The sequence below is a fragment of the Bacillus sp. FSL K6-3200 genome (genome assembly GCF_038630485.1).
GTDB lineage: Bacteria > Bacillota > Bacilli > Bacillales > Bacillaceae > Bacillus > Bacillus safensis.
This window is the reverse complement of record NZ_CP152032.1, coordinates 3,493,565-3,512,570: the sequence shown is the minus strand read 5'-3', so window position 1 is coordinate 3,512,570 and position 19,006 is coordinate 3,493,565. Positions and strand designations below refer to the sequence as shown.

24 protein-coding genes are annotated in these 19,006 nt (G+C 34.5%); 22 read left to right on the top strand and 2 right to left on the bottom strand.

The window, feature by feature from the left end; translation table 11 throughout:
- Positions 1-97: 97 nt before the first annotated feature.
- The 14 genes from MHI60_RS18055 to MHI60_RS17990 all read left to right on the top strand — a co-directional run bounded on the left by MHI60_RS18055 (position 98) and on the right by MHI60_RS17990 (position 11,294).
- On the top strand, positions 98-1,258 hold the full coding sequence (locus MHI60_RS18055) for an AimR family lysis-lysogeny pheromone receptor (protein WP_342502660.1): 1,161 nt from the start codon (positions 98-100) through the stop codon (positions 1,256-1,258).
- 30 nt (positions 1,259-1,288) lie between these two features.
- On the top strand, positions 1,289-1,411 hold the full coding sequence (locus MHI60_RS18050) for a hypothetical protein (RefSeq protein WP_268412795.1): 123 nt from the start codon (positions 1,289-1,291) through the stop codon (positions 1,409-1,411).
- 356 nt (positions 1,412-1,767) lie between these two features.
- Positions 1,768-2,271, top strand: coding sequence for a hypothetical protein (locus MHI60_RS18045; protein ID WP_342502659.1), 504 nt, complete (start codon positions 1,768-1,770; stop codon positions 2,269-2,271).
- Positions 2,261-2,575, top strand: coding sequence for a hypothetical protein (locus MHI60_RS18040; protein ID WP_342502658.1), 315 nt, complete (start codon positions 2,261-2,263; stop codon positions 2,573-2,575). The genes MHI60_RS18045 and MHI60_RS18040 overlap by 11 nt, the downstream gene beginning before the upstream one ends.
- Positions 2,550-3,611 (top strand): hypothetical protein, encoded by a 1,062-nt coding sequence (locus tag MHI60_RS18035; RefSeq protein ID WP_342502657.1) that lies wholly within the window; start codon positions 2,550-2,552, stop codon positions 3,609-3,611. Before MHI60_RS18040 ends, MHI60_RS18035 begins: the two co-directional genes overlap by 26 nt.
- 328 nt (positions 3,612-3,939) lie before the next feature.
- Positions 3,940-6,996: a hypothetical protein gene (locus tag MHI60_RS18030; protein ID WP_342502656.1), complete on the top strand. Its 3,057-nt coding sequence runs from the start codon at positions 3,940-3,942 to the stop codon at positions 6,994-6,996.
- Positions 6,997-7,179: 183 nt separating this feature from the next.
- A complete protein-coding gene (locus MHI60_RS18025; protein WP_008343997.1) occupies positions 7,180-7,380 on the top strand; it encodes a helix-turn-helix transcriptional regulator in 201 nt (66 codons plus the stop codon).
- A gap of 479 nt (positions 7,381-7,859) precedes the next feature.
- The gene (locus MHI60_RS18020; RefSeq protein WP_342502655.1) at positions 7,860-8,327 is read left to right on the top strand and encodes a hypothetical protein; all 468 of its coding nucleotides are present in this window, start codon (positions 7,860-7,862) and stop codon (positions 8,325-8,327) included.
- Positions 8,324-9,037, top strand: coding sequence for a hypothetical protein (locus tag MHI60_RS18015; protein ID WP_342502654.1), 714 nt, complete (start codon positions 8,324-8,326; stop codon positions 9,035-9,037). Before MHI60_RS18020 ends, MHI60_RS18015 begins: the two co-directional genes overlap by 4 nt.
- A gap of 43 nt (positions 9,038-9,080) precedes the next feature.
- Entirely contained in the window at positions 9,081-9,881 is an 801-nt protein-coding gene (locus MHI60_RS18010; RefSeq protein ID WP_342502653.1) for a hypothetical protein, read from the top strand.
- 69 nt (positions 9,882-9,950) lie between these two features.
- Positions 9,951-10,124, top strand: a complete 174-nt coding sequence (locus MHI60_RS18005; RefSeq protein WP_342502652.1) for a hypothetical protein — start codon at positions 9,951-9,953, stop codon at positions 10,122-10,124.
- Positions 10,121-10,585: a hypothetical protein gene (locus MHI60_RS18000; RefSeq protein ID WP_342502651.1), complete on the top strand. Its 465-nt coding sequence runs from the start codon at positions 10,121-10,123 to the stop codon at positions 10,583-10,585. The genes MHI60_RS18005 and MHI60_RS18000 overlap by 4 nt, the downstream gene beginning before the upstream one ends.
- 48 nt (positions 10,586-10,633) lie before the next feature.
- Positions 10,634-10,933 (top strand): hypothetical protein, encoded by a 300-nt coding sequence (locus MHI60_RS17995; RefSeq protein ID WP_342502650.1) that lies wholly within the window; start codon positions 10,634-10,636, stop codon positions 10,931-10,933.
- A complete protein-coding gene (locus tag MHI60_RS17990; protein WP_342502649.1) occupies positions 10,926-11,294 on the top strand; it encodes a hypothetical protein in 369 nt (122 codons plus the stop codon). The genes MHI60_RS17995 and MHI60_RS17990 overlap by 8 nt, the downstream gene beginning before the upstream one ends.
- A gap of 63 nt (positions 11,295-11,357) precedes the next feature.
- Here MHI60_RS17990 and MHI60_RS17985 read toward each other — a convergent pair whose 3' ends face one another.
- Entirely contained in the window at positions 11,358-11,999 is a 642-nt protein-coding gene (locus tag MHI60_RS17985) for a hypothetical protein (protein WP_342502648.1), read from the bottom strand.
- A gap of 74 nt (positions 12,000-12,073) precedes the next feature.
- Here MHI60_RS17985 and MHI60_RS17980 point away from each other — a divergent pair, with 74 nt between their 5' ends.
- Complete coding sequence (locus tag MHI60_RS17980; protein WP_342502647.1) at positions 12,074-12,481, top strand: phBC6A51 family helix-turn-helix protein; 408 nt, start codon at positions 12,074-12,076, stop codon at positions 12,479-12,481.
- A 15-nt stretch (positions 12,482-12,496) separates the two neighbouring features.
- Here the strand turns inward: MHI60_RS17980 and MHI60_RS17975 are convergent, their stop codons facing one another.
- Positions 12,497-13,072 carry a recombinase family protein gene (locus MHI60_RS17975; protein ID WP_342502646.1) on the bottom strand — a complete coding sequence of 192 codons (576 nt, stop codon included), beginning with the start codon at positions 13,070-13,072 and terminating at the stop codon, positions 12,497-12,499.
- Between the two features lie 434 nt (positions 13,073-13,506).
- Between MHI60_RS17975 and MHI60_RS17970 the strand changes: the two genes are divergently transcribed.
- The 7 genes from MHI60_RS17970 to MHI60_RS17940 all read left to right on the top strand — a co-directional run bounded on the left by MHI60_RS17970 (position 13,507) and on the right by MHI60_RS17940 (position 18,941).
- Positions 13,507-15,168 carry a hypothetical protein gene (locus MHI60_RS17970; RefSeq protein ID WP_342502645.1) on the top strand — a complete coding sequence of 554 codons (1,662 nt, stop codon included), beginning with the start codon at positions 13,507-13,509 and terminating at the stop codon, positions 15,166-15,168.
- Positions 15,169-15,176: 8 nt separating this feature from the next.
- Positions 15,177-16,502, top strand: a complete 1,326-nt coding sequence (locus MHI60_RS17965; RefSeq protein WP_342502644.1) for a phage portal protein — start codon at positions 15,177-15,179, stop codon at positions 16,500-16,502.
- 123 nt (positions 16,503-16,625) lie between these two features.
- A complete protein-coding gene (locus MHI60_RS17960) occupies positions 16,626-17,216 on the top strand; it encodes a DUF4355 domain-containing protein (RefSeq protein ID WP_342502643.1) in 591 nt (196 codons plus the stop codon).
- A gap of 34 nt (positions 17,217-17,250) precedes the next feature.
- Positions 17,251-18,081 carry a P22 coat protein - protein 5 domain protein gene (locus MHI60_RS17955; protein ID WP_342502642.1) on the top strand — a complete coding sequence of 277 codons (831 nt, stop codon included), beginning with the start codon at positions 17,251-17,253 and terminating at the stop codon, positions 18,079-18,081.
- 62 nt (positions 18,082-18,143) lie between these two features.
- Positions 18,144-18,317, top strand: a complete 174-nt coding sequence (locus MHI60_RS17950) for a hypothetical protein (protein ID WP_189282566.1) — start codon at positions 18,144-18,146, stop codon at positions 18,315-18,317.
- Positions 18,304-18,609, top strand: coding sequence for a head-tail connector protein (locus MHI60_RS17945; RefSeq protein ID WP_342502641.1), 306 nt, complete (start codon positions 18,304-18,306; stop codon positions 18,607-18,609). The genes MHI60_RS17950 and MHI60_RS17945 overlap by 14 nt, the downstream gene beginning before the upstream one ends.
- Positions 18,610-18,620: 11 nt before the next feature.
- A complete protein-coding gene (locus MHI60_RS17940; RefSeq protein ID WP_008359184.1) occupies positions 18,621-18,941 on the top strand; it encodes a hypothetical protein in 321 nt (106 codons plus the stop codon).
- Positions 18,942-19,006 lie beyond the last annotated feature (65 nt).

Sequence of the window (19,006 nt, the reverse complement as noted above, 5' to 3'; positions counted from 1 at the left end):
GAAATCAACAAGATGATCAAGCTATTTGATCCTGCATCTGATGTTGAGGTAGATAGAACATTGCAATTCATATAGAGATAACTAGGGGGATATTGGATTGAGCAAATTAAAAGCATTCATCAAAAGCAAGTGTGAAGACGATTCTTCAATGGCTATGAAATTGGCAAAGATAGCAGGATATACAGACAGAAGTGGTTTTTACCGATTTCTGAACGAACCTAGTAAGGAAACATCTGATATTCAAAGCATCATAGATATTGTTAAAGAAATTGATCCAGGCAGAGAAATGGAACTGATGAGTGAATACATACCAACGCTCGATCCAGGAAAGCAATGCTCAAGACAAGCGTTAGAATACTTTTCTGTTAACGCTGAAATTGAAAAGCTTGATACTCACATCGAAAATATCCTTAACAACACAGCTAACATTAAAAGTCTAGAGTGGGCTAAGACTTACAAAGCACAAAGGGATGCTGAAAAAGGTCTTGTAAATTCTGAAGATTTGGTCAGATTATTAGGTAGTTTCAAATTAAAAACTGACGAGATGAAGGTTTACAGTCGAATTATTCCAATGTACTTTGCTCTATGGAATAACCAATTCAACAGACTTGATTCATTATCAGAAGACGTTGTAATCGAAAGTTTAGAAGAGTCATACGTTAAGCAATCGTTCCACAGCCGATTGATGTTACTTTTAGCTAACTGTTCACTAAGGCAGAATAAGCTGGAAAGAGTGCGCTATTATTCAAGCTATGGGATACTCAACTCCAATGTAAGAAGAATTACAGCCTATTCGTATTTAGCGCAAGGTAACTCTCAAATGTTTACAGACTACGATTCAAGTAAGAAATGTTTTCTCTTTGCATTAGAACATTCAACTGAGAACAGAGAGAGATCAATCCAAGCTTTAAGAAGTTTGTGCTTCCTTGAAAATTTATGGGGAAAAGAAAACAAATGGTTACATCATGACTCAGAGGAAATTAGTGACCGACAAGAGGTTGCTCACAGCTACATTCGCAAAGGTGAAATGTCAATCGCTAAATCAATTCTAGAAGCCCTAGAAGCCGAGGAACACGATGACAACCAGTTAGGTATGCATATGTATCTAAAAGGGCTTGCGTATGGCTCAGACGGATATTTCTATAAGTCTATTAAGCACTTTAAATTAAGTGGGGATAAATTCTCTGCTAACTTGCCACTACTTGAACTTGAAAAGTTAGGCACAGATAAACTCATTCTTGAAGTATTGGCAGTTTAAGATGAATTACGCTTGAAGGGAGGTGAAAAAATGAAAAAAGTATTCGCACTTACTATTGTAGCAGCTGCAATTTTCTTTGGAGGTGTAGTTGCAGGTACACAAATTGATACGGCTTCTGATTTCAACACAGCAGGATTTGGGCATGGTGCTTAATTAAATGCTTTACATATTAGAAAGGTGGGGAGATTGAATCCCTGCCTTTTTGATATATCAAGAAATGATCTGAAAAGGAGAACTTGAAATGATTTTAAATCTAACTTGTACGTGTGGAAACGAAGTGGAGTTTAATCAAGAACAGATGTTTCATAGTGAAATTTCTGATAATGACTTTGGTCACCACGAGATACACCTGTCATTCGATTCTGAGATTTACGGTACTGATGAAATAGGTGGAGAGCATTTCGCAGTTAGTGATCTTTATGTGAATGAAGAAAGTTTGGTCTTAACTTGTAACCGATGCAATTCATCTTTAACTATCAAGAAATCTTAATACAGGAAGGAGGGAGCGATTGGGTAAATTCAGAAGCATGGCTATCGCAAGCATGGCAGAGGATCTTGGATTCACAACTGAATTAAAAAACAACGGTACATATTATAACCCTAAATTGAATGCACTGCTGATCACTAATGGGTATGTCGCTGATCTAGTGAAATTAGACCACATCGAGTCAGCGATCATTAAAATGCCTTATAGGATGAATAAAGGTGTGTGTAAAAAAATTCTCTATCGAGAGTCAACGACTAATCTAAGAAAAGACATAGGTGTAATGATCAGAAGTATGAACTCATTCACTTCTGATGGGTATCACAGAATGAACATAATCAAATGGAATGAAGAAGGCGATTCATTAATCGTTGCAAGTGAATACTGTCCTGAAGCGACAATACATATTGATTTAATTGAAAGCAGAAAGTTGAAATACATAAGGGAATTAGAGGTGGGAAAAACAACTCTTTTATGCAAATTAGATTGTGATGAAGAAAGGAGAGTTGTTGTTCTTCATGCTAAATAATTACCATTATTACACTGATCAAGTATTTGAGGACGAGAAGGACGCTGAAATACAGTTCCTTCAAAACAATCAATATGCCCTTGAAATTGGTTTGAGTAAATCTGACGAGGCGTTAAAACACTTTGAGAATCAAATTGCAATGCTCACGGATTTTATAGCGGAGTTAGGGTTAGATGAGAAATACATAAAGTACATGTACGAAATTGCAACAGATGAACATAGCGATAGCAGCTGCAGAGAGACAGCGAGATATTACATAGATATTATTACTGAAAAACATGGGAGCGATAATTATAAAAATTGAAATTTTAAAACCAGGAAAACAATTCAAAAATTATAAAGTTATGTGCCAAGAATTAGGCATCGAAGTGAAAAAATCATCGGATACGAAGAAAGCGCAGTTTAGAGAGTTGGAAAGGTACTGTACATATAACAAAGTTGGACATCTAATTACCATTGATCAAGTTTATGAAACTCCACTTGAAAAGAGCAAGCGGAAAGGGAATAACACTGTTTATGGCGACATCATGCAAATTTTAATTCTTGATCTGTTAGCTCAGAAAAGGAATAGTGGAAACCTGATAATCAGCAAAAGTAAATTTCTAAGGGAACTCAATCTGGTGAATCTAAACTACAGTCATTGTTTTAAAAGGAAAAAAGCTTTATCTATATTTTGCAAAGTAGATAGGCAGGTGGTAAGTGACTTTTACTATACTACAAATGACTCTTTTAAAAGAGCGATTGAGTTGGCTTTAAAAACCCTTCAAAATAAAAGGCTGATTATTTGTAATACTGTAACAAAGGTAAGTAAAAATGGGATGCATAGTTTAGCTTCGCCGGACGAAAAGCGTCTAATTTTATTTTCTGAGAGAAGCACGATGCTATCGCTCGGTTATACAAACCTCAAAAATCTTAGAATCTCAAAAGACTGGAAGGAGTTTTGTAAAAAGTCAAAAAAACTCTTAAAAGAACTTGGAGGTATTGATTTTTATTATTCTGCATATGAAATCACACCGAATGATAAATACTTGAAAGAAGAGTCTGATAAATTATTGGATTTTCTGTTGAACAAATTAGACAGGCAACGACATCAAAATGAGCTTAATAAAAAAGCATGTAAAAAATTAGCTGTCAATGGTTCTAAAAGACACGAAACTGAAAGTGAATTGCCACAACAAAAGGAATTTAGACTTGAACAGTCATATTCTGAGGATATTAAGAAATTAATAGATATTGTGATTAAAGATAATGCAAAGATTATCTCACAAGAGATTTTGGAACTTGAAGAAATTAATGAGCTGGATTTTGAGATTGAATACAGCTTGCCTGACGGACTATAAAATTGACGGTTTAGACTTCCTATAGAAATATAAGAGCAAAACGTTTCAATCCGTTATTTTTTTCAATGTACATATTAGAGAAAAACATTCTTTAAAAGGAAAAACAAAATCCCAATCACAGTCTGAAGGGGGTATGGGGGATGGTTGGCTGCACGATAGATAATTTGGAACGCAGTGGAAAATTGTCTGTCTAAAGCATCCCCCATGTATTACATAAACACTCACATGCAAAAGAGCAGTTGCACAAAGCAAGCTTTGTACACCTTCTCATCATGATTAACAAGTTAATCATTCTTCGTGATAGAAATAACAATTTGGAGGAGATTCATTGAAATCAAACTTATCAAAGCAAGTATACATTTACTCATTAGACACATCAGCATTTTTTACACCAGAGGAACAGGTCATAAATAATGAAAATCTTAGCTTGTCTTACTTCGTTGAATTTTTGAAAGAAGTCAAAAGTAGCAATGCTAGTCTAAGCGTAATGGATCCAATTGAACTAACAGAGAAGCAAGAAGGAGAAATGAAAAAACATCGGCCTGCCAAAAAAATAATTACTGATTATGTTGATTCCTTGAAGATAGTTGCCAAAAAGGATCTGGAAGGTTCAGAAAAAAAGCAGCTGAAGAATATAGAAGTGTTGCAGGATGAAGGTCTTACTAGAAGAAAGATTGTTAAATTGTGTGGGATTGCTAATCTTATTAAAAACCAGAATAAGAAGAAAATAAAAGAATTGATGTCGGACTTTAAAAAGACAAGGGAACTCAATCTCGATGCAATCAGATACAAGAATACTGGAGATATCAATATTAACAAGGTTATTGGTGTTTTTGAATCAACCTTAACTAGAACATTAGGGATTGCAACAGAAAACGAACAACCTTCAGATGAAATTATTATTGTTGAAAGTTTTTATGAAGAAGTTTTCGGCAGTCTGATCAAAAAAGGATTTAAGTTCAATAAAAAGCAATACGACTATTATGCTTCATCTGCTGGACAGATTCGTGATAAGAAAGGTGTTTTCATCAAGAAGTCATCGCTAAAAAAGCACAAAACAACCTTAATGTGCGGACTCGATGAAAAGTTGATCAACTCTAAAGGCGGCATGAATATCAATAAATGGAATGCTTATCTTGCTTTATCCAATAGTGCAAGTTCTGTGTGGGAAGGCTTCGATATTGATAAAGCTATAGTTATTCCAGACTTTGAGAATGAAATTGAAGGAAGCTTTGACTATATTGATCGTAATACATATGAAATAACTCGTAAGAAGATGACTATTCCAGTCGATCAGACTGATGGCTGCGGAATGATATTGCCAACTGTTGCAGATAAACCATTTCAATTCAGAGCACCATTTATGAAGGGAATGCTAGTACCTTTCGATTTCAAACAGTTTGCAAAAGAGCATGGTAAATCAATTATAAAAGACATTGATGGTCGTGAATGGGATGTGCTGGTAGACGATATTCACATGATCCTTACGAGGTCTCAATTTAAAATGTGGAGCTATTATGGCAACGAAAGTGAAAGTAAGTGGGATCACTACAAACGCTGTTTCAAGGAATATAATTGTGAAGCATCCAAACTAAATGAGGAAGAGGAAAGTTTAAAGACAAGTAAGCTTAACTATCAAATGCTTCAAACCTTAACGGACATCACAGACAGCGAAATGACAAGATTAACAAAACTTACGATTAATGAGATCAAAACACTTTATCAGAGCACTGATGCCATGTTAGATGTCATGGGAGCCGTTGAAGAAAATGAGAAAAGAAGCAATCTCCAGGAAGCTCTGTTTGTATATCCTGGCTTATTAAAAGATAATCATGTGAAAGAAACGATCAAAGAAATTAAAGCGAGGATGATCAAGGAAGCTAAAGCAGGAAAAATAAAGTTAAAAGGATCACATCATACTTTCTTAATACCCGACCTGTACGCAGCTTGTGAATTTTGGTTCAATGGTGAGAAAAATCCAAACGGATTAATTGAAGATGGAGAGGTTAGCTGTAAATTATATGAAGACAGCTTAGAAATTGACGTGCTTCGTTCTCCTCACCTTTATAGAGAGCATGGCATCAGATCCAATGTGATAAACGAAAAAACGAAGAAATGGTTCATCACAAAAGGAATCTATACATCAAACAAAGACTCTCTATTTAGGTTATTGCAGTTTGATTTTGATGGTGATAAGGCTCTTGTTGTAAGCGATAAGGAATTTGTCAGTATTGCTAAAAGAAATATGAAGGTTGGCCAACATGATGAAATTCTTCCTCTTTATTATGAAATGGAATCTGCTCAGAAAGATATCATTGAAAATGGCAAAATATATGACAATCTGAGAAGTTCTTTCAAGGTCAACATCGGAGAGTTTTCTAATAACATATCAAAAGTTTGGAATAGCAAAGATGTAAACCTTGACGTAATCAAATGGTTAACGATGGAGAACAACTTTGGAATAGACTACGCAAAAACGCTATACCAGCCAACGAGGGCTACACATGCTAGTAATGAGATTGAAAAGTTCTTGAAAGTTGAAGAAGGTGATAAAACAAGAAAGCGAAAGCTGCCATACTTCTTCAAATATGCGAAAGACAAGGACGAGAAAAACGTTGAAATGCCTAATGGTTCTATGACTGTTGATAAGATAGATATAATTATGCCGACTGCAAGAGAAACGAAAAGAAGTTTTGATAAGGCGATGAATACATTAGAGTTAAATTACAGACTGTTCTTGAGTCCGAAATTACATAAGAAAAAACCATTAACAAAAGAAAATATTGATAAATTAGACCAACTCCTTAAAGAGTATAAAGAATTATACAAAGCGAAATATTATGAGAGTTTAAGCGCACCTGATCGTAGCCCTAGATTGCTAGAAAGGATTAGAAGATTAAACGAATGTGTAATGCGTGAATTGAAGATAAATCATGGGGATTCAGATTTATTAAAGATGGTTGAAGTGATCAAAGTGTACAAAATGATGGATACGAATAAATACAGGTTAAGCAATCAAGAGAAAAAGGAAGAAAAGAGATCTGATAAAAAATGGTTTGTGTATAAGGTATTCACTAACGAACTATTGAATCTAAATGTGACAAAAACTGAAGTGCTTGATATCTTAGTTGAATATCTATTCTTCATTAAGAAGACAAAATTCAAGGATACATTATGGGGATGCTTTGGAAATGATCTCCTGTGGAATCTGAAGACAAATTTAAATGTGATTGCTGAATGTAAAAACCATCATTGTGAAAACAAGTTGAGTGATCTGAATGCCAGAAGACATTACTTATGTGAGGATTGTTATAAAGATCATCGGAAACAGTTGGATGCGGATAGAAAAGCGATTGCGAGAAAAAACAGAAAAATGTCCGCTTGAATTTGATAACTGATTAATGGATACACGAAGAACCCTTGATACAACAAGGGTTTTTTATGTTCATATGAATTTCTATAACCGTATACTAGGGAATAAATAATTTCCCATTTAAAACATAACATAAAAATGAATGATTACGCAATGATTAAATAAATCTTGCGAAAGGAGTCGGGACTAGAATAAATGAATATCGAACGATTTGAACTAAGACAAGCTATGCAAAAAAGAAGAATAACCCAAGTGGAAGCAGCCAAGCATTGTGGTTGTACTCAGTCTCATTTAAGTAAATACTTCACTTTCGAGTGCGAAATTTCAAAAGAAAAATTAAATCGACTTGTCGAATTTGTTTATTCTCGCCCTGAACTCGTATGGAAGAAAAAGTAGCAGTTTTTTGGTCGTCACTACAATACCGTTTGTTGCGGAAACAGCGAATAAGGGTTGTACCTAGCAATTTCAGCGACCTTACCAAAAACAAATGAATTTGCGTTCACGTTTTGTAGTTTTGTAATCATTTCATTTCGCCTCCAGAAAAACGAATGATTAGGTGTGGTTTGTAAGATACAGCCCACTGCCCCCGAAAGTTACAAACATTTTTATTTCTCCTTTTTGTATGAGTGTTGGGGCGCTATATGCGCTCCTGTATTCGTACAACTAAAAAAATTCAAACGATAATATTTCATATAAATGGATGGTGTAAGCCATGTTTAAACCAAAATGGGGAAACACAAATCCCAATACAGATTTTCAAAAAATCTATAGCAAAATTGATCCTGCCATACTGGAACGAGTTGAACAGAATATAAAAAAAGAGATTTATATGACAAGTTTAGTCCCTCATTGGATAAAGGAGGTGACACGTTTAAATGAGTAACATTGAGAAAAACTTTTTGGATATTTACAGACTGATTTCATCTAATGAAAAGAATAATAGGTTCTTATTCTATAAAGAATCCCCACTATCTTCAGATCATCCAGATGTAACAAATGATGATCAAATCCCCTTGTTAATCTACAGATCACCCAAAACAGATGATCTGGAACATGAAAAACCGATTGCTAGAATGTGTATGTATTTAGCTAACGGTACTCCCACAAATAACTTACAAATTCAATCCCAAGATATCATGATTGACATCTATACCAGTATTGATGAAGTGGAACAAATTGAATTAAGAAACTTAAAGATTCAAGACAACCTTGCGCAGCTGCTTTTTGAAAGCAGGGTAACTGGCTTCGGAAAAATTGTGAATTATAAGCGAATGCTAATTCCTAATTCCCCAAATGGATATATCGGTTATAAGCTTATTTTCACTTTTGGTACAAGTAAATGAAATCAAATGATTTTATGCAGCTTTTCGGCACTGGGCAGCCTGTAAAAACACCAATAGGGGATTGTCACTTCATCAAGATTAAAGAGTATGTTGATTTCTCAAGTGATCTTCAATTGATGGCAGATCACAAAGATAAAATAGCTGAATCTATGCGACAGGTCTTGAAAGATAAACTTGATGCCCAGGACATTGAAGAGATGGTTAGTGGTCGTAATTTATTTCAACTAATTTTGATGCATCCGCTGTATTTAGATGCTTATCAATCTATATTTATCAAGGTTTTCAATGATAAAGAGATCATGTTAAAGGTATCGAATGAAAACTTCATGGAGTTGAGAAGTCTTGTCTTGAAGATGCATCTAATTAACGAGGACAAGAAATCACCAAATTCAGAGATAGAAGAGCTTAATCAGATTTCTAAGGAATTAAAATCAAGTGATGACGGTGCTGATCTATCAGACATGATTAGTGCGGTTGTAGCAACGACAGGCATAGATTATTCCGCTATTAATGAGTGGTCACTTTACCAGCTTTACCTTACATATCATCGCATACAAAAAAAAGTAAATCATGATGCGTCTGTTATTTTTGCTACTGTCAGTTCAGAAGTGAAGATTGATAGATGGGACGATCATATTGATTTATACGCTGAGGAGAAACACCACTTGTCACACAAAGATTCAGAATCAATTAAAAATTTACTAGGCTGATAAATTCAGTCTTTTTATTATTTAAGGAGTTGTTTATTTAGAAATGGCAAAGCAGACAGTTATTCACGAAGTCGCTAAAGTGACAATGAAACAAATTAGTACAGGGAAAGTGATTGGATCGGCCGTAACACAATTAACATCCCTCGCACAGCAAGTTCAACAGGACTTTTTAAAAGGCGGCTGGGGAAACAAAGATTTATATGTAATTAACTCAAGCAAAGAGGTTTCGGGTAACATTAGAAACGCTTTCTTCGACCTTGATTTCATGGCAATGCAGCAAGGAGTTTCCATTGAGAACGAATCTATTTCAGTTTACGAAGATGAAGTTCTAACAGTTGATGATTCAAACGGTGTTACTTTGACGAAAACACCTTTGGAAGATTCAGAAGTTACATTCACAAATAAAGCCAATGGGGAGGTTTATCAGACTGCTGTTTCTGGAATGAGTTACAAACTTTCAAACACTTTTGCTAAAAAAGGTGAACAAATTACAGTTCATTACTTAATTGAAGTTGATGCTGAAACTGTTGAAATCAATGGGAATAAATTCTCGGAAAACTATTACCTAGAACTTCATACCCTAGAGTATGATCCAGTCACTAACAAAACTTACAGCGACCTTTATATCCAGTTGCCTAAAGTTAACTTCTCGGGAGAGTTTGATATGTCTTTGGAAGCTGGACAACCATTTACTCCAGAATTGGGGTATAGAGCTCTTGCAGATGACAATGGAAAGATCGGACGTTTTGCAAGAGTTAAGCGTAATGAAGATGGCTCAAAAGGAGCAGCGCCTTCTACACCTGGCAACTCAACGCCTGACGATGATGGAGATTTAGGAGATTAATTTATTTGGGTGTGTGATAAATAATTGCACACCCTTAATATATTCACACAAAAAGGAGAATGGAAAATGATGAAAAATGAAATTAAAAACAACGAGAATATGAGATTTATCAATATTAAATTTGAAATTAAGGCTTTGTTAGAGAATGAAGCGATGTTTGATATGGTGGTTGAGGATTTTAAACGTACATTGCGCCATGCTATAAATGAGGAAAAGGCTAAGTTAGCGGGTAAATCTAAATGAAAACAAAAGCAGTTAATTTAACGACATTAGGTGAACTTACCAAGAAATATGATGAGAAAAAGAAGGTTCAACTGAATGATGAGTTCCACCTTTATATTTATCCAGAGTTTGCGCCCAGTAAAATTGCGGAAGTGTTAAAAGAGTTAAATACCGATTACTTCAATGGAGATAAAAATGGTTTGAAGATTAATGAAATTGCTATGACAGATTGGTTGTATTTCTTGATTATCAAAAAATTTACAAACCTTAAAATCCCAAACAACCTGAAATCTAAAATGAGTGTGTATATCAACTTAATCGATAGTGGATTGATGGGACAGATTATGATGTCATTTCCTGAAGAAAGCATTCAGAAGGTGCTAGATCATATCAAGAGTGTCGAGGATGCTGTAGATCAGCTTGTTGACAGCGATTTGGATAATAAGACTGAACAAGTTATTAAAGCGTTAGAAGAGCTGTAAGGCACGTAAAACAGAATGGAATTAAAATTAGAGAGGATTGATTATAAAATGGAAAAGAAAAGTGACATTAATGTTCAAGAAATTGCTAATGGTATCGTAAGAAAGGTAAATAAAGTGAAGTGTGAAATCCGTCAACTAGATAGAGAGAGAAAGTGGAAATTCGATGAATTAACAACAGATTTAAATGCTTTAAAATCATTAGATGGATTCTATGACATTGAAATTTCTGTTTTTGCTGAAAAAAATCGTTTGTCAGTAGATGAATATATTGAAGATGTACACAAAGCACTTATTATTGACGTACCACCAGGGAGTATTATTCTACCGGGGGTGAGCAAAAATGTTTAAAAAGAATAAAAATAAAGAAACAATTCTTATGGATTGTGATAAATGTTTAGTGGAGCGATGTAGTACACCAGAAGGAATCTTGGAGACAGTATCTCATCTATGTCGTATTCTAGGTGGGAAATATACGTTCCAACGGTGTGATTCCTGTAAAAAAAACAACGAGAAATTAGTTGATATCGATGGATTCAAAAGGGTTACCAAAGAAATGTTAGATCATATTGCTAAGCTAGAGTTTGAGAATGATCAATTGGCCAACCATAGGTTAGACCCTTTTTATGAACCAAGTGAAGAAGTAAAAGAAACAGTTGATCACATTGTTGAGGAATATAAAGATGAGATTAAAGAAGTTTTGTCGATGTAGAGGGGGGTGAAATAGCCGTTAGCAATTAGTCGATAATGTTACTAACAGCTATTTCAGCAGAGTTTAATTAAGTTTATCTAGAAATGCATCAATTGTTTCAATGAATGTAGGAACAAAGTTTTTGTCTAAAGTAAAAGAAAAACCATTTGAGAATGTGTGCTCTGTATTCAAACCATTTAATCTTTTAATACTGTGGTCATCTAGTCTTGTAACTTTGGACTGATGATGTGCAATTACATTTCTTGTTCTATTATATAGCAAGATTTGATTCCAAGCTGCACTATTAAAAGGTTCATTCATTGAGAAATGTTTTGATAAGAATTGCTGAGCTTTAGTAATTCCTTGAGCTTTAAAGTTTATATTTAAATTATTTAGTTCTTTATAAAGCTCACATTTGATGTTCATAAAATTTTCAAATGAAAAGTAAATTTCTAAAAAAGTTGTCCTTCTCAAGAATTGAGAGTGGCTATTGTAATAATCTAATTTATTCTCATAGTAATTTTTTAAGGTAAGGCATGAATCTGCATCTAAATCATCATCGTTTTTTTGAATGATTTCTGAGATTTTCTCTTTATATTTCTCTTGATTAACTAGATTGTGAGATTCCATTTCTTTATAATAGTCGTTTATTTGGGATACTTGAAGCGTTTGGAAAATGATATTGTCGATAGCAGGACGTAATTGAAATGTTGTTATATTAATCACCCTATTCATTTTGTTAGAGAAAGTATAACAAGAAAATGAAATATTTGTAAATAAAAAGGAGTGTAAAGCAAAATATGTTAGATGAAAGAAAGATTAAATCGATCTCATTATTAGCTGAAGGAAGGAAGACAGTGCAAGCTATTGCTGATGAAATTGGAGTCAGTCGTAATGCATTATACTTGTGGAGAAAAGATAAAGAATACTCACAGGAGCTGGACAATGAGATACAAAACTTCAAACTTTTAGCACAGCAAGAAAGAAGCGCAAGAGCTAAAAATTGGTTTAAAAAATTGGAGAATATCGGCATGGATGATAGTCAAAAGACTAAGGATCAGCTAGACGCACTCAAAACGCTGCTGGCATATTCAGAAGGTACTCCAACATCTAAGGTTGAAATCACTGAAACAAAGTCTAATGAAGTAGATAAAGAAACAATCGAAGATGAGATTAAGAAGTGGAAGAAATCTAAGGAAAAGCAATAAAAACCCTCATCTATATTATACCATAGAGAGGGTTTGTTGTTTCTTTTTAGCTCTAATTAATGTGCTCTTGCTTATGCCTGTCAGCTGTTCAACTTGTTTATACGAATGATCATTTAATAACTCAAGAGCGTGCTGTATTTGCTTCTTTGAGAACTTATTCGGTCTTCCTTCCCTAAAGTCCTCGCTTTGCTTCGCACGTGCTTTTCCTTCTTGTGTACGTTCTACAATCATATCCCTTTCAAACTGAGCAAAAGAGCTCAAGATATTAAATATCAAGCGGCCTGTAGGCGTATCCTCAACGAGTCCCATATTCAAAACGTGAACTTTAATTCCTTTATCAAACAAATCTTCAATTACATCAATTGCATCTTTAGCTGATCTTGCAAACCGATCAAGTTTAGTTACTACTAAGGTGTCTCCTTTGTGTAATTGTGATAGTAAGGCATTAAATTGGGGGCGTTCAATTTCCTTTTGGCGTGTCCCTGTGAATTTCTCCTGATAAATCTTTTCGCAACCTTCCTCTTTCAATTGTTCGATTTGACCTGTTAAGTCTTGACCTTGTGTACTTACTCGAGCATAACCATATTTCATATTGAGCACCTCTTTTTAAGTATGTATTTATGACACTAAGTTATGACACCTTTTGATACCTTAATTATACTGGGTGTGTTAAGCGGTGTCAATACTTAAAAGTTATGACACCGATATTACTTGAATTCATTATGGAATCACATAATTGTAGGCAGATTATAAGAGTGTTTAAAGCTCGATATAGAAGCGATAAAACAGTTGATACAAATATATATCGAAGTAGATAACGTGGCTTAGGAAGGAAGCTAACAGGCTTTAACCCCCACCTTTCTGTTTTAGAAAATGCCCTTTTAAACGATAGCAGGGTATAAATTTTTTGCAGTATTTTTCAAAGTTTCGAGGTGATAAAAATAACCAAATCAATCAACATAAACACATCTGAAAATAGGATGTTTTTATATGAATATTTAGTCAAACAGGCAATCAGAGAGAGTATGACTGAAACAGAAGCAGAAGACTTCGCATCTCATATGATGGTGAAGCGTTCAGAAGATTTATTCACTTATCATGGATTGGCTTGGGAATTAGGTCAGAAAAATCTTGAATTCTTCTGTTTATTTTTCCTGCAAGATACATTTAGAGCACCTGATACGTCTGAAATAGCTCCTATTCATAGAGAGATATGGGAAGACATTGAAGGAATGCTTTTGCGTAATACACATGATAAGCAATCGTATATTCTTCCGAGGGGAACAGGTAAAAGCGCCTTCGCAAACTTGCCAGCTGTTTCTTTTTCTGTTGCAAATAAGCTTAGAATTTTCACATTAGTATGCTCATCGACCGGTGACCTTGCTGAAAAGTTTATTAAGCAAATCAAAGAAGTTTTTGTAGGCAACGTTTATATTGAGTCTTGCTATGGCAAGCTTTTAGATCCCACAAACAAAAAATATATCTGTAATTCATCTCAACTTGAGTTTACAAATGGAACGATGGTTGAAAGTATCAGTAGTAAAACAGATATGAGGGGTAGGAAGTATGGAAACACTCGAATTGAGTTAGCCATTTTAGATGATTACCAAAACAATGACGACTGTGCTACTGATGCAAACAGAGAGAAAAAATGGAGTCGTTTTTCTTCAGATGTTAACTTTGCGTTCCAAAAACCACAATTTGATGAAAATGGGGAAATGGTTAGACAAGGCGGCATTATGATTGGATGTGGAACAATTCAGCATCCAGAGTGTTTTTACAGTAGACTTCAAAAGTTACCTACCTGGAAGGTTCGTAAAGAAAAAGGGATTCTTGTAGATGATATTGATGAATTGTTTAATTCTGGTCTATGGGCTGAATTTAAAGACATTCTTTCAGATTCTAAAAACGAGAACAGGCTGCAACATGCAAAAGAGTTTTATTATCAAAATGAAAAGGAAATGAGATTTCCGATTCTGTGGGAAAGTTACTGGAACCCATTAGAAATGGCTCTTGCTTACTATGAAAACCCAGTTGCATATAACCAGGAAGTCCAAGGTGTTATCACCTCTACTGGACAAAAGAAATTCAAAACTATTATTACTGAATCTGCTGAGAAAATTGAAAGTCATGACTTTGTTAAAACCATGCTTTCTATTGATCCAGCAGGAACACGAAACAAACAAAAGAAGAAAAAAGACTATTACGCTTTTGTTGTAGGTAGTATATCAGATATGAATATCAAATACGTTCGTAAAGGTACTGTCTTTAAGGGTGAATATGAGGATTATATGGCTTGTACATTAAAGCTACTCAAACAATATCCTGACATTACTTTTGTCAACATTGAGAAAAACGTGTACAACGGAGCAGATGTAATTCAACTTCAAGAACTAGTTAAAAAAGATCCTGTATTATCTGGTAGAAATATTGAGTGGTTGAATAATGCTGTTACTAAAAACAAGGATGACAGAATCAACACTATTGTCGGTGATGTAAATATGGGAAGAATCATTTTTAATGAAGAGGATGAAGAGGCCATTCAACAACTCAAGGATTTCGCTGGAGCGGATTTCTCTGCTTATGACGACTTTCCTGATGCAGTTGCAGAATGGTCTAAAAGAATAAATGAAGTAGAAGACATAGGATATGTTCAATCAATACCTAAGAACTGGCTCTTCTTCTAAAGAGGTGTATGAGTATTTTTGATAAAGAAGAAATTATAAATAAGCTGCTCGATGAATTGAAATTGACTAAACCCAATTACGATAAAAAGTGGCGTTACTATAGTGGGGATCATGACATTCTTCATAAACGTATTGTAAATGACCCGATGAAAAATGATATGAGGGTTTACTTTAACTATTGCAGGAAAATGGTTCAAAACAGTGTAGGATACTTGCTAGGTAAACCAGTAAGTTACAATTCTAAAACAGACAACAAAGAGTTTTTAAGTTTGATTGATTACAACTTTAATACATGGGAACACAACCATAATATTAAATTGAAAATTATATCTTCGATCAATGGTCATGCATATGAGGTTAGCTTCATTAATAGCGAAGGGGATTTTCAGTGCGCTGTATATCATCCGTCTGAAATGATTGTGCTTCACGATAATTCTGTTGAAAATAGGATTACTTTAGCTGTTCGTAAATATAAAGTTAAATTTGATAAAAGTGAGTATATTGATGTTTGGGATGATACCCATTTCCGAAATTATAAAATTAATGGTGGAACTTTTGAACTTTTAGATGAGAAAAAGCATAGATTTTCTCGATGTCCAGTTAGAGAACTTAGAAACAATGATTCTAAGAAATCAACCTTTGAAGACATTATGAGGATTGTAGACATTTACAATTCTATTCATTCCGCAAATGCTCAAGAGATCATGGATCACCGCAATGCTTATCTTGTACTTCAAAACTGTAAAATTGATCTGGAAGAAGCTAAAAAGATGAGAGATAACGGTATCCTCATGTTACCTAATCCTCAGGCTAAGGCATACTGGCTGACAAAGGACATTAATGCTAATTTTGTTAAAGACGAGCTTCAAATGCTTCAGGATGAAATTTATGCTCAAAGTCATCAAGTTAACTTAAACGAGAATTTCCAAAGTAATACTTCAGGAGTAACAATTCGTTTAAAGCTCCAAGAACTTGAAAACCAATCAGCTATCAGTGAATCAGATTTTGATCAGTTGTTGAAATCGAGGCTTAAGCTTTTCTGTGAATATTTAAAAGTGTCCGAAAACAAAGAGTTTGATTATAAAGATATTGCTATCTCCTTCACACGAAATGTACCAGTTGATGATGTTGCCAACGCTCAAATGGTAGCTGCATTGAATGGTATAGTTCCACATGAAGATCTCCTCGGAAAGCTATCTTTTATCTCAAATCCTTCAGCAGCGTTAGAAAAGCTCCAAAAACAATTAGAAAATAGTAAAGATACGACATCTGGTAACTCAGATTTAATAGTAATTCCATCACATGAAGACCCTGTTGATCCGACAGGGTCTTAATTATGCTTTATATTCGGGAATCCTGTATACGGTTAGGGCAGGAATGTATGAATGTGGGTTAGACATACAACAAAACGGACTTTATGGCGAGTACATAAAGGCAAATTAGGTGGAGTGATATATATGAATTTAGAAGAAGTAAAGCAGTTTCTAGAACAACAAAAAGAAACGCCAGAAGTGAAATCATATTTAAATGAGCTTTCTGCTTTATCAGAGGATAAAGTCAGACAGTTTTTAGACACTGATGGTGGAAAAAAGGTTCTTCAACCACGTTTAGATCAGCATTTCACAAAAAGTTTAGAAACGTGGAAAACTAACCATTTGGATGGGTTAGTTGACAAAAAGGTTAAGGAACTTAATCCAACCAAAAATCCACTTGAAGTCCAAGTTGAAAGATTGGAAAAAACTCTCAAGATGAAGGAGATCAAAGAAAAGGCTTTAGAGAAAGCTCACCAAGATGGTCTGCCTATTCAATTGATTGACTTTTTTCTAGATGAAGATTCTGAGAAAACAGTAACAAATCTAGACACTTTTAAATCTGTTTTCGATCAGCATTTACAGAGTAAGACAAAAGAAAGACTTAAAGAAGGTGGGATTGACCCTAAAGGCAGTCTACAACCACCAAAAACATTTACTATGGAGCAAATTAGAAACATGTCTCCAGAAGAGTATAAAGCAAATCAAGAAGCTGTTGATCAGTTTCTATCATTGTAAGAAAAAACTATAAAAGGTTAAGGTGAATTAAATAATGGCATATGAAAAGTTTATTCCTGTTGTATGGTCAACTAAATTAAACGAAGCTTATAGAAAATCTCTTGTTTTCGGAAATCTTGTCAATACAGATTATCAAGGTGATGTTAAATACGGAAACACAGTTAAAATTAATAGTTTTGGCGAAGTAACTATTGGTGACTACGGTAAAAATGGGGTAGGCGATCCAGAACAAATTGATGGAAGCCAAACAGAACTCAAAATTGACCAAGCAAAATACTTTAATTTTAAAGTTGAAGATATTGATGCAGCTCAAGCTAATGTCAACCTTCTAAGTGGACAATTAAAAGAGGCTGCTTACCAACTCGCTGATGTAACTGACCAATTTATCGCAAATCTATACACTGGTGTGGATTCTAAAAACACTATGGGAACAGATGAAGATCCTATGAGAATTGATTCTCAAAATCTATACAATAGACTGGTTAGTCTTAATGTGAAACTTTCTGAAGCTGACGTTCCTAAGCAAGGGAGATGGGTTGTTCTTCCTGAAGCAGGTCATGGTCTATTACAAAAAGATCCTCGCTTTAGTAAATTCCCTGAAGTTTTATACGACGGTTATATTGGTAACGTAGGTTCATTGAAAGTTTTCACTTCAAACAACTGTCCTATGGTAGATGGGAAATATAAAATTATCGCTGGCCATAGTTCAGCAATCTCATTTGCTTCTCAAATTGATTCTCTTGAAGCTTATCGCCCTGAAAGATTTTTTGCAGATGCAATTAAAGGTCTGCAAGTTTATGGAGCTAAACTTGTTAAACCTAAGGGTATTGCTGTTCTAACAGCTTCATTCATGAGCGAAGTATAAAAAACACAAGAGGGGGATTCCCCCCCCTTTTTTTAATAAATAATAAAAGGAGCATGAATTATTTGTGGATTAAAAATAAAGTTACAGGATTAGTTTGGAATGTAACGGAAGAACATTATACATATTTGATTAAGCAGTCTGATTATGAAAAATACACTGAAAAGAAGAGCAAGAAAACCAAAGCCAAAGTCGAAGACAATGAAACGGAAGGTGTCGAAGGCAATGAATCGCCTTAAAGATTTTAAGACTTTAATTGATGAAGAAGTTGATGATACAGTTTTGCAGCTTTATATTAATGATGCAGAAAACTTTATCCTAAATCATTGTAATTTAGATGAAATCCCTAATCGATTATATTCAGCCCTTCTAAATATCGCAGTTTTCAAATTTAGACTGAGAGGATACGAAGGAGTCAAAAGAGAATCAATGGGAGCTGTCAACGAAACGTTTCATGAAACGATCCCTGCCTATATTATTAATGAGTTGGATGACTATAATAATAACAATCAAACAGTTAAGTTGCTGTAAAAGGCCATATCATGAATTTTAAAAAAATCTTCTACAAAATAGATATTGAAACTGTCCCAAGTGGAAAGATTAACGAGATCACTGGGAAACCAATCATGGAAAAGGTAGAGAAATATACTCCATACAAATGTGAATTCCAGCCTTTAGACGAAAAGATGTATCAGTCTGCTTTAGGTAGATTTCCAGATGTCACAGACTTGCTAATTTGTCGGCCTTTGAAGTTTCTGCAAACAGGAGCAGAGATAGTGTACAAAGATATTAAATATGAAGTTCTTTACCGTCCCAGGGATTGGGGAAAGCATATTGAGGTATTTGTAAAACCGAAAAAATAATGAAAAGAAACGCTTCGACTACATTTTCGAGGTGTTTCTTTTTTTTATTTTTTCGGTTTTATTAC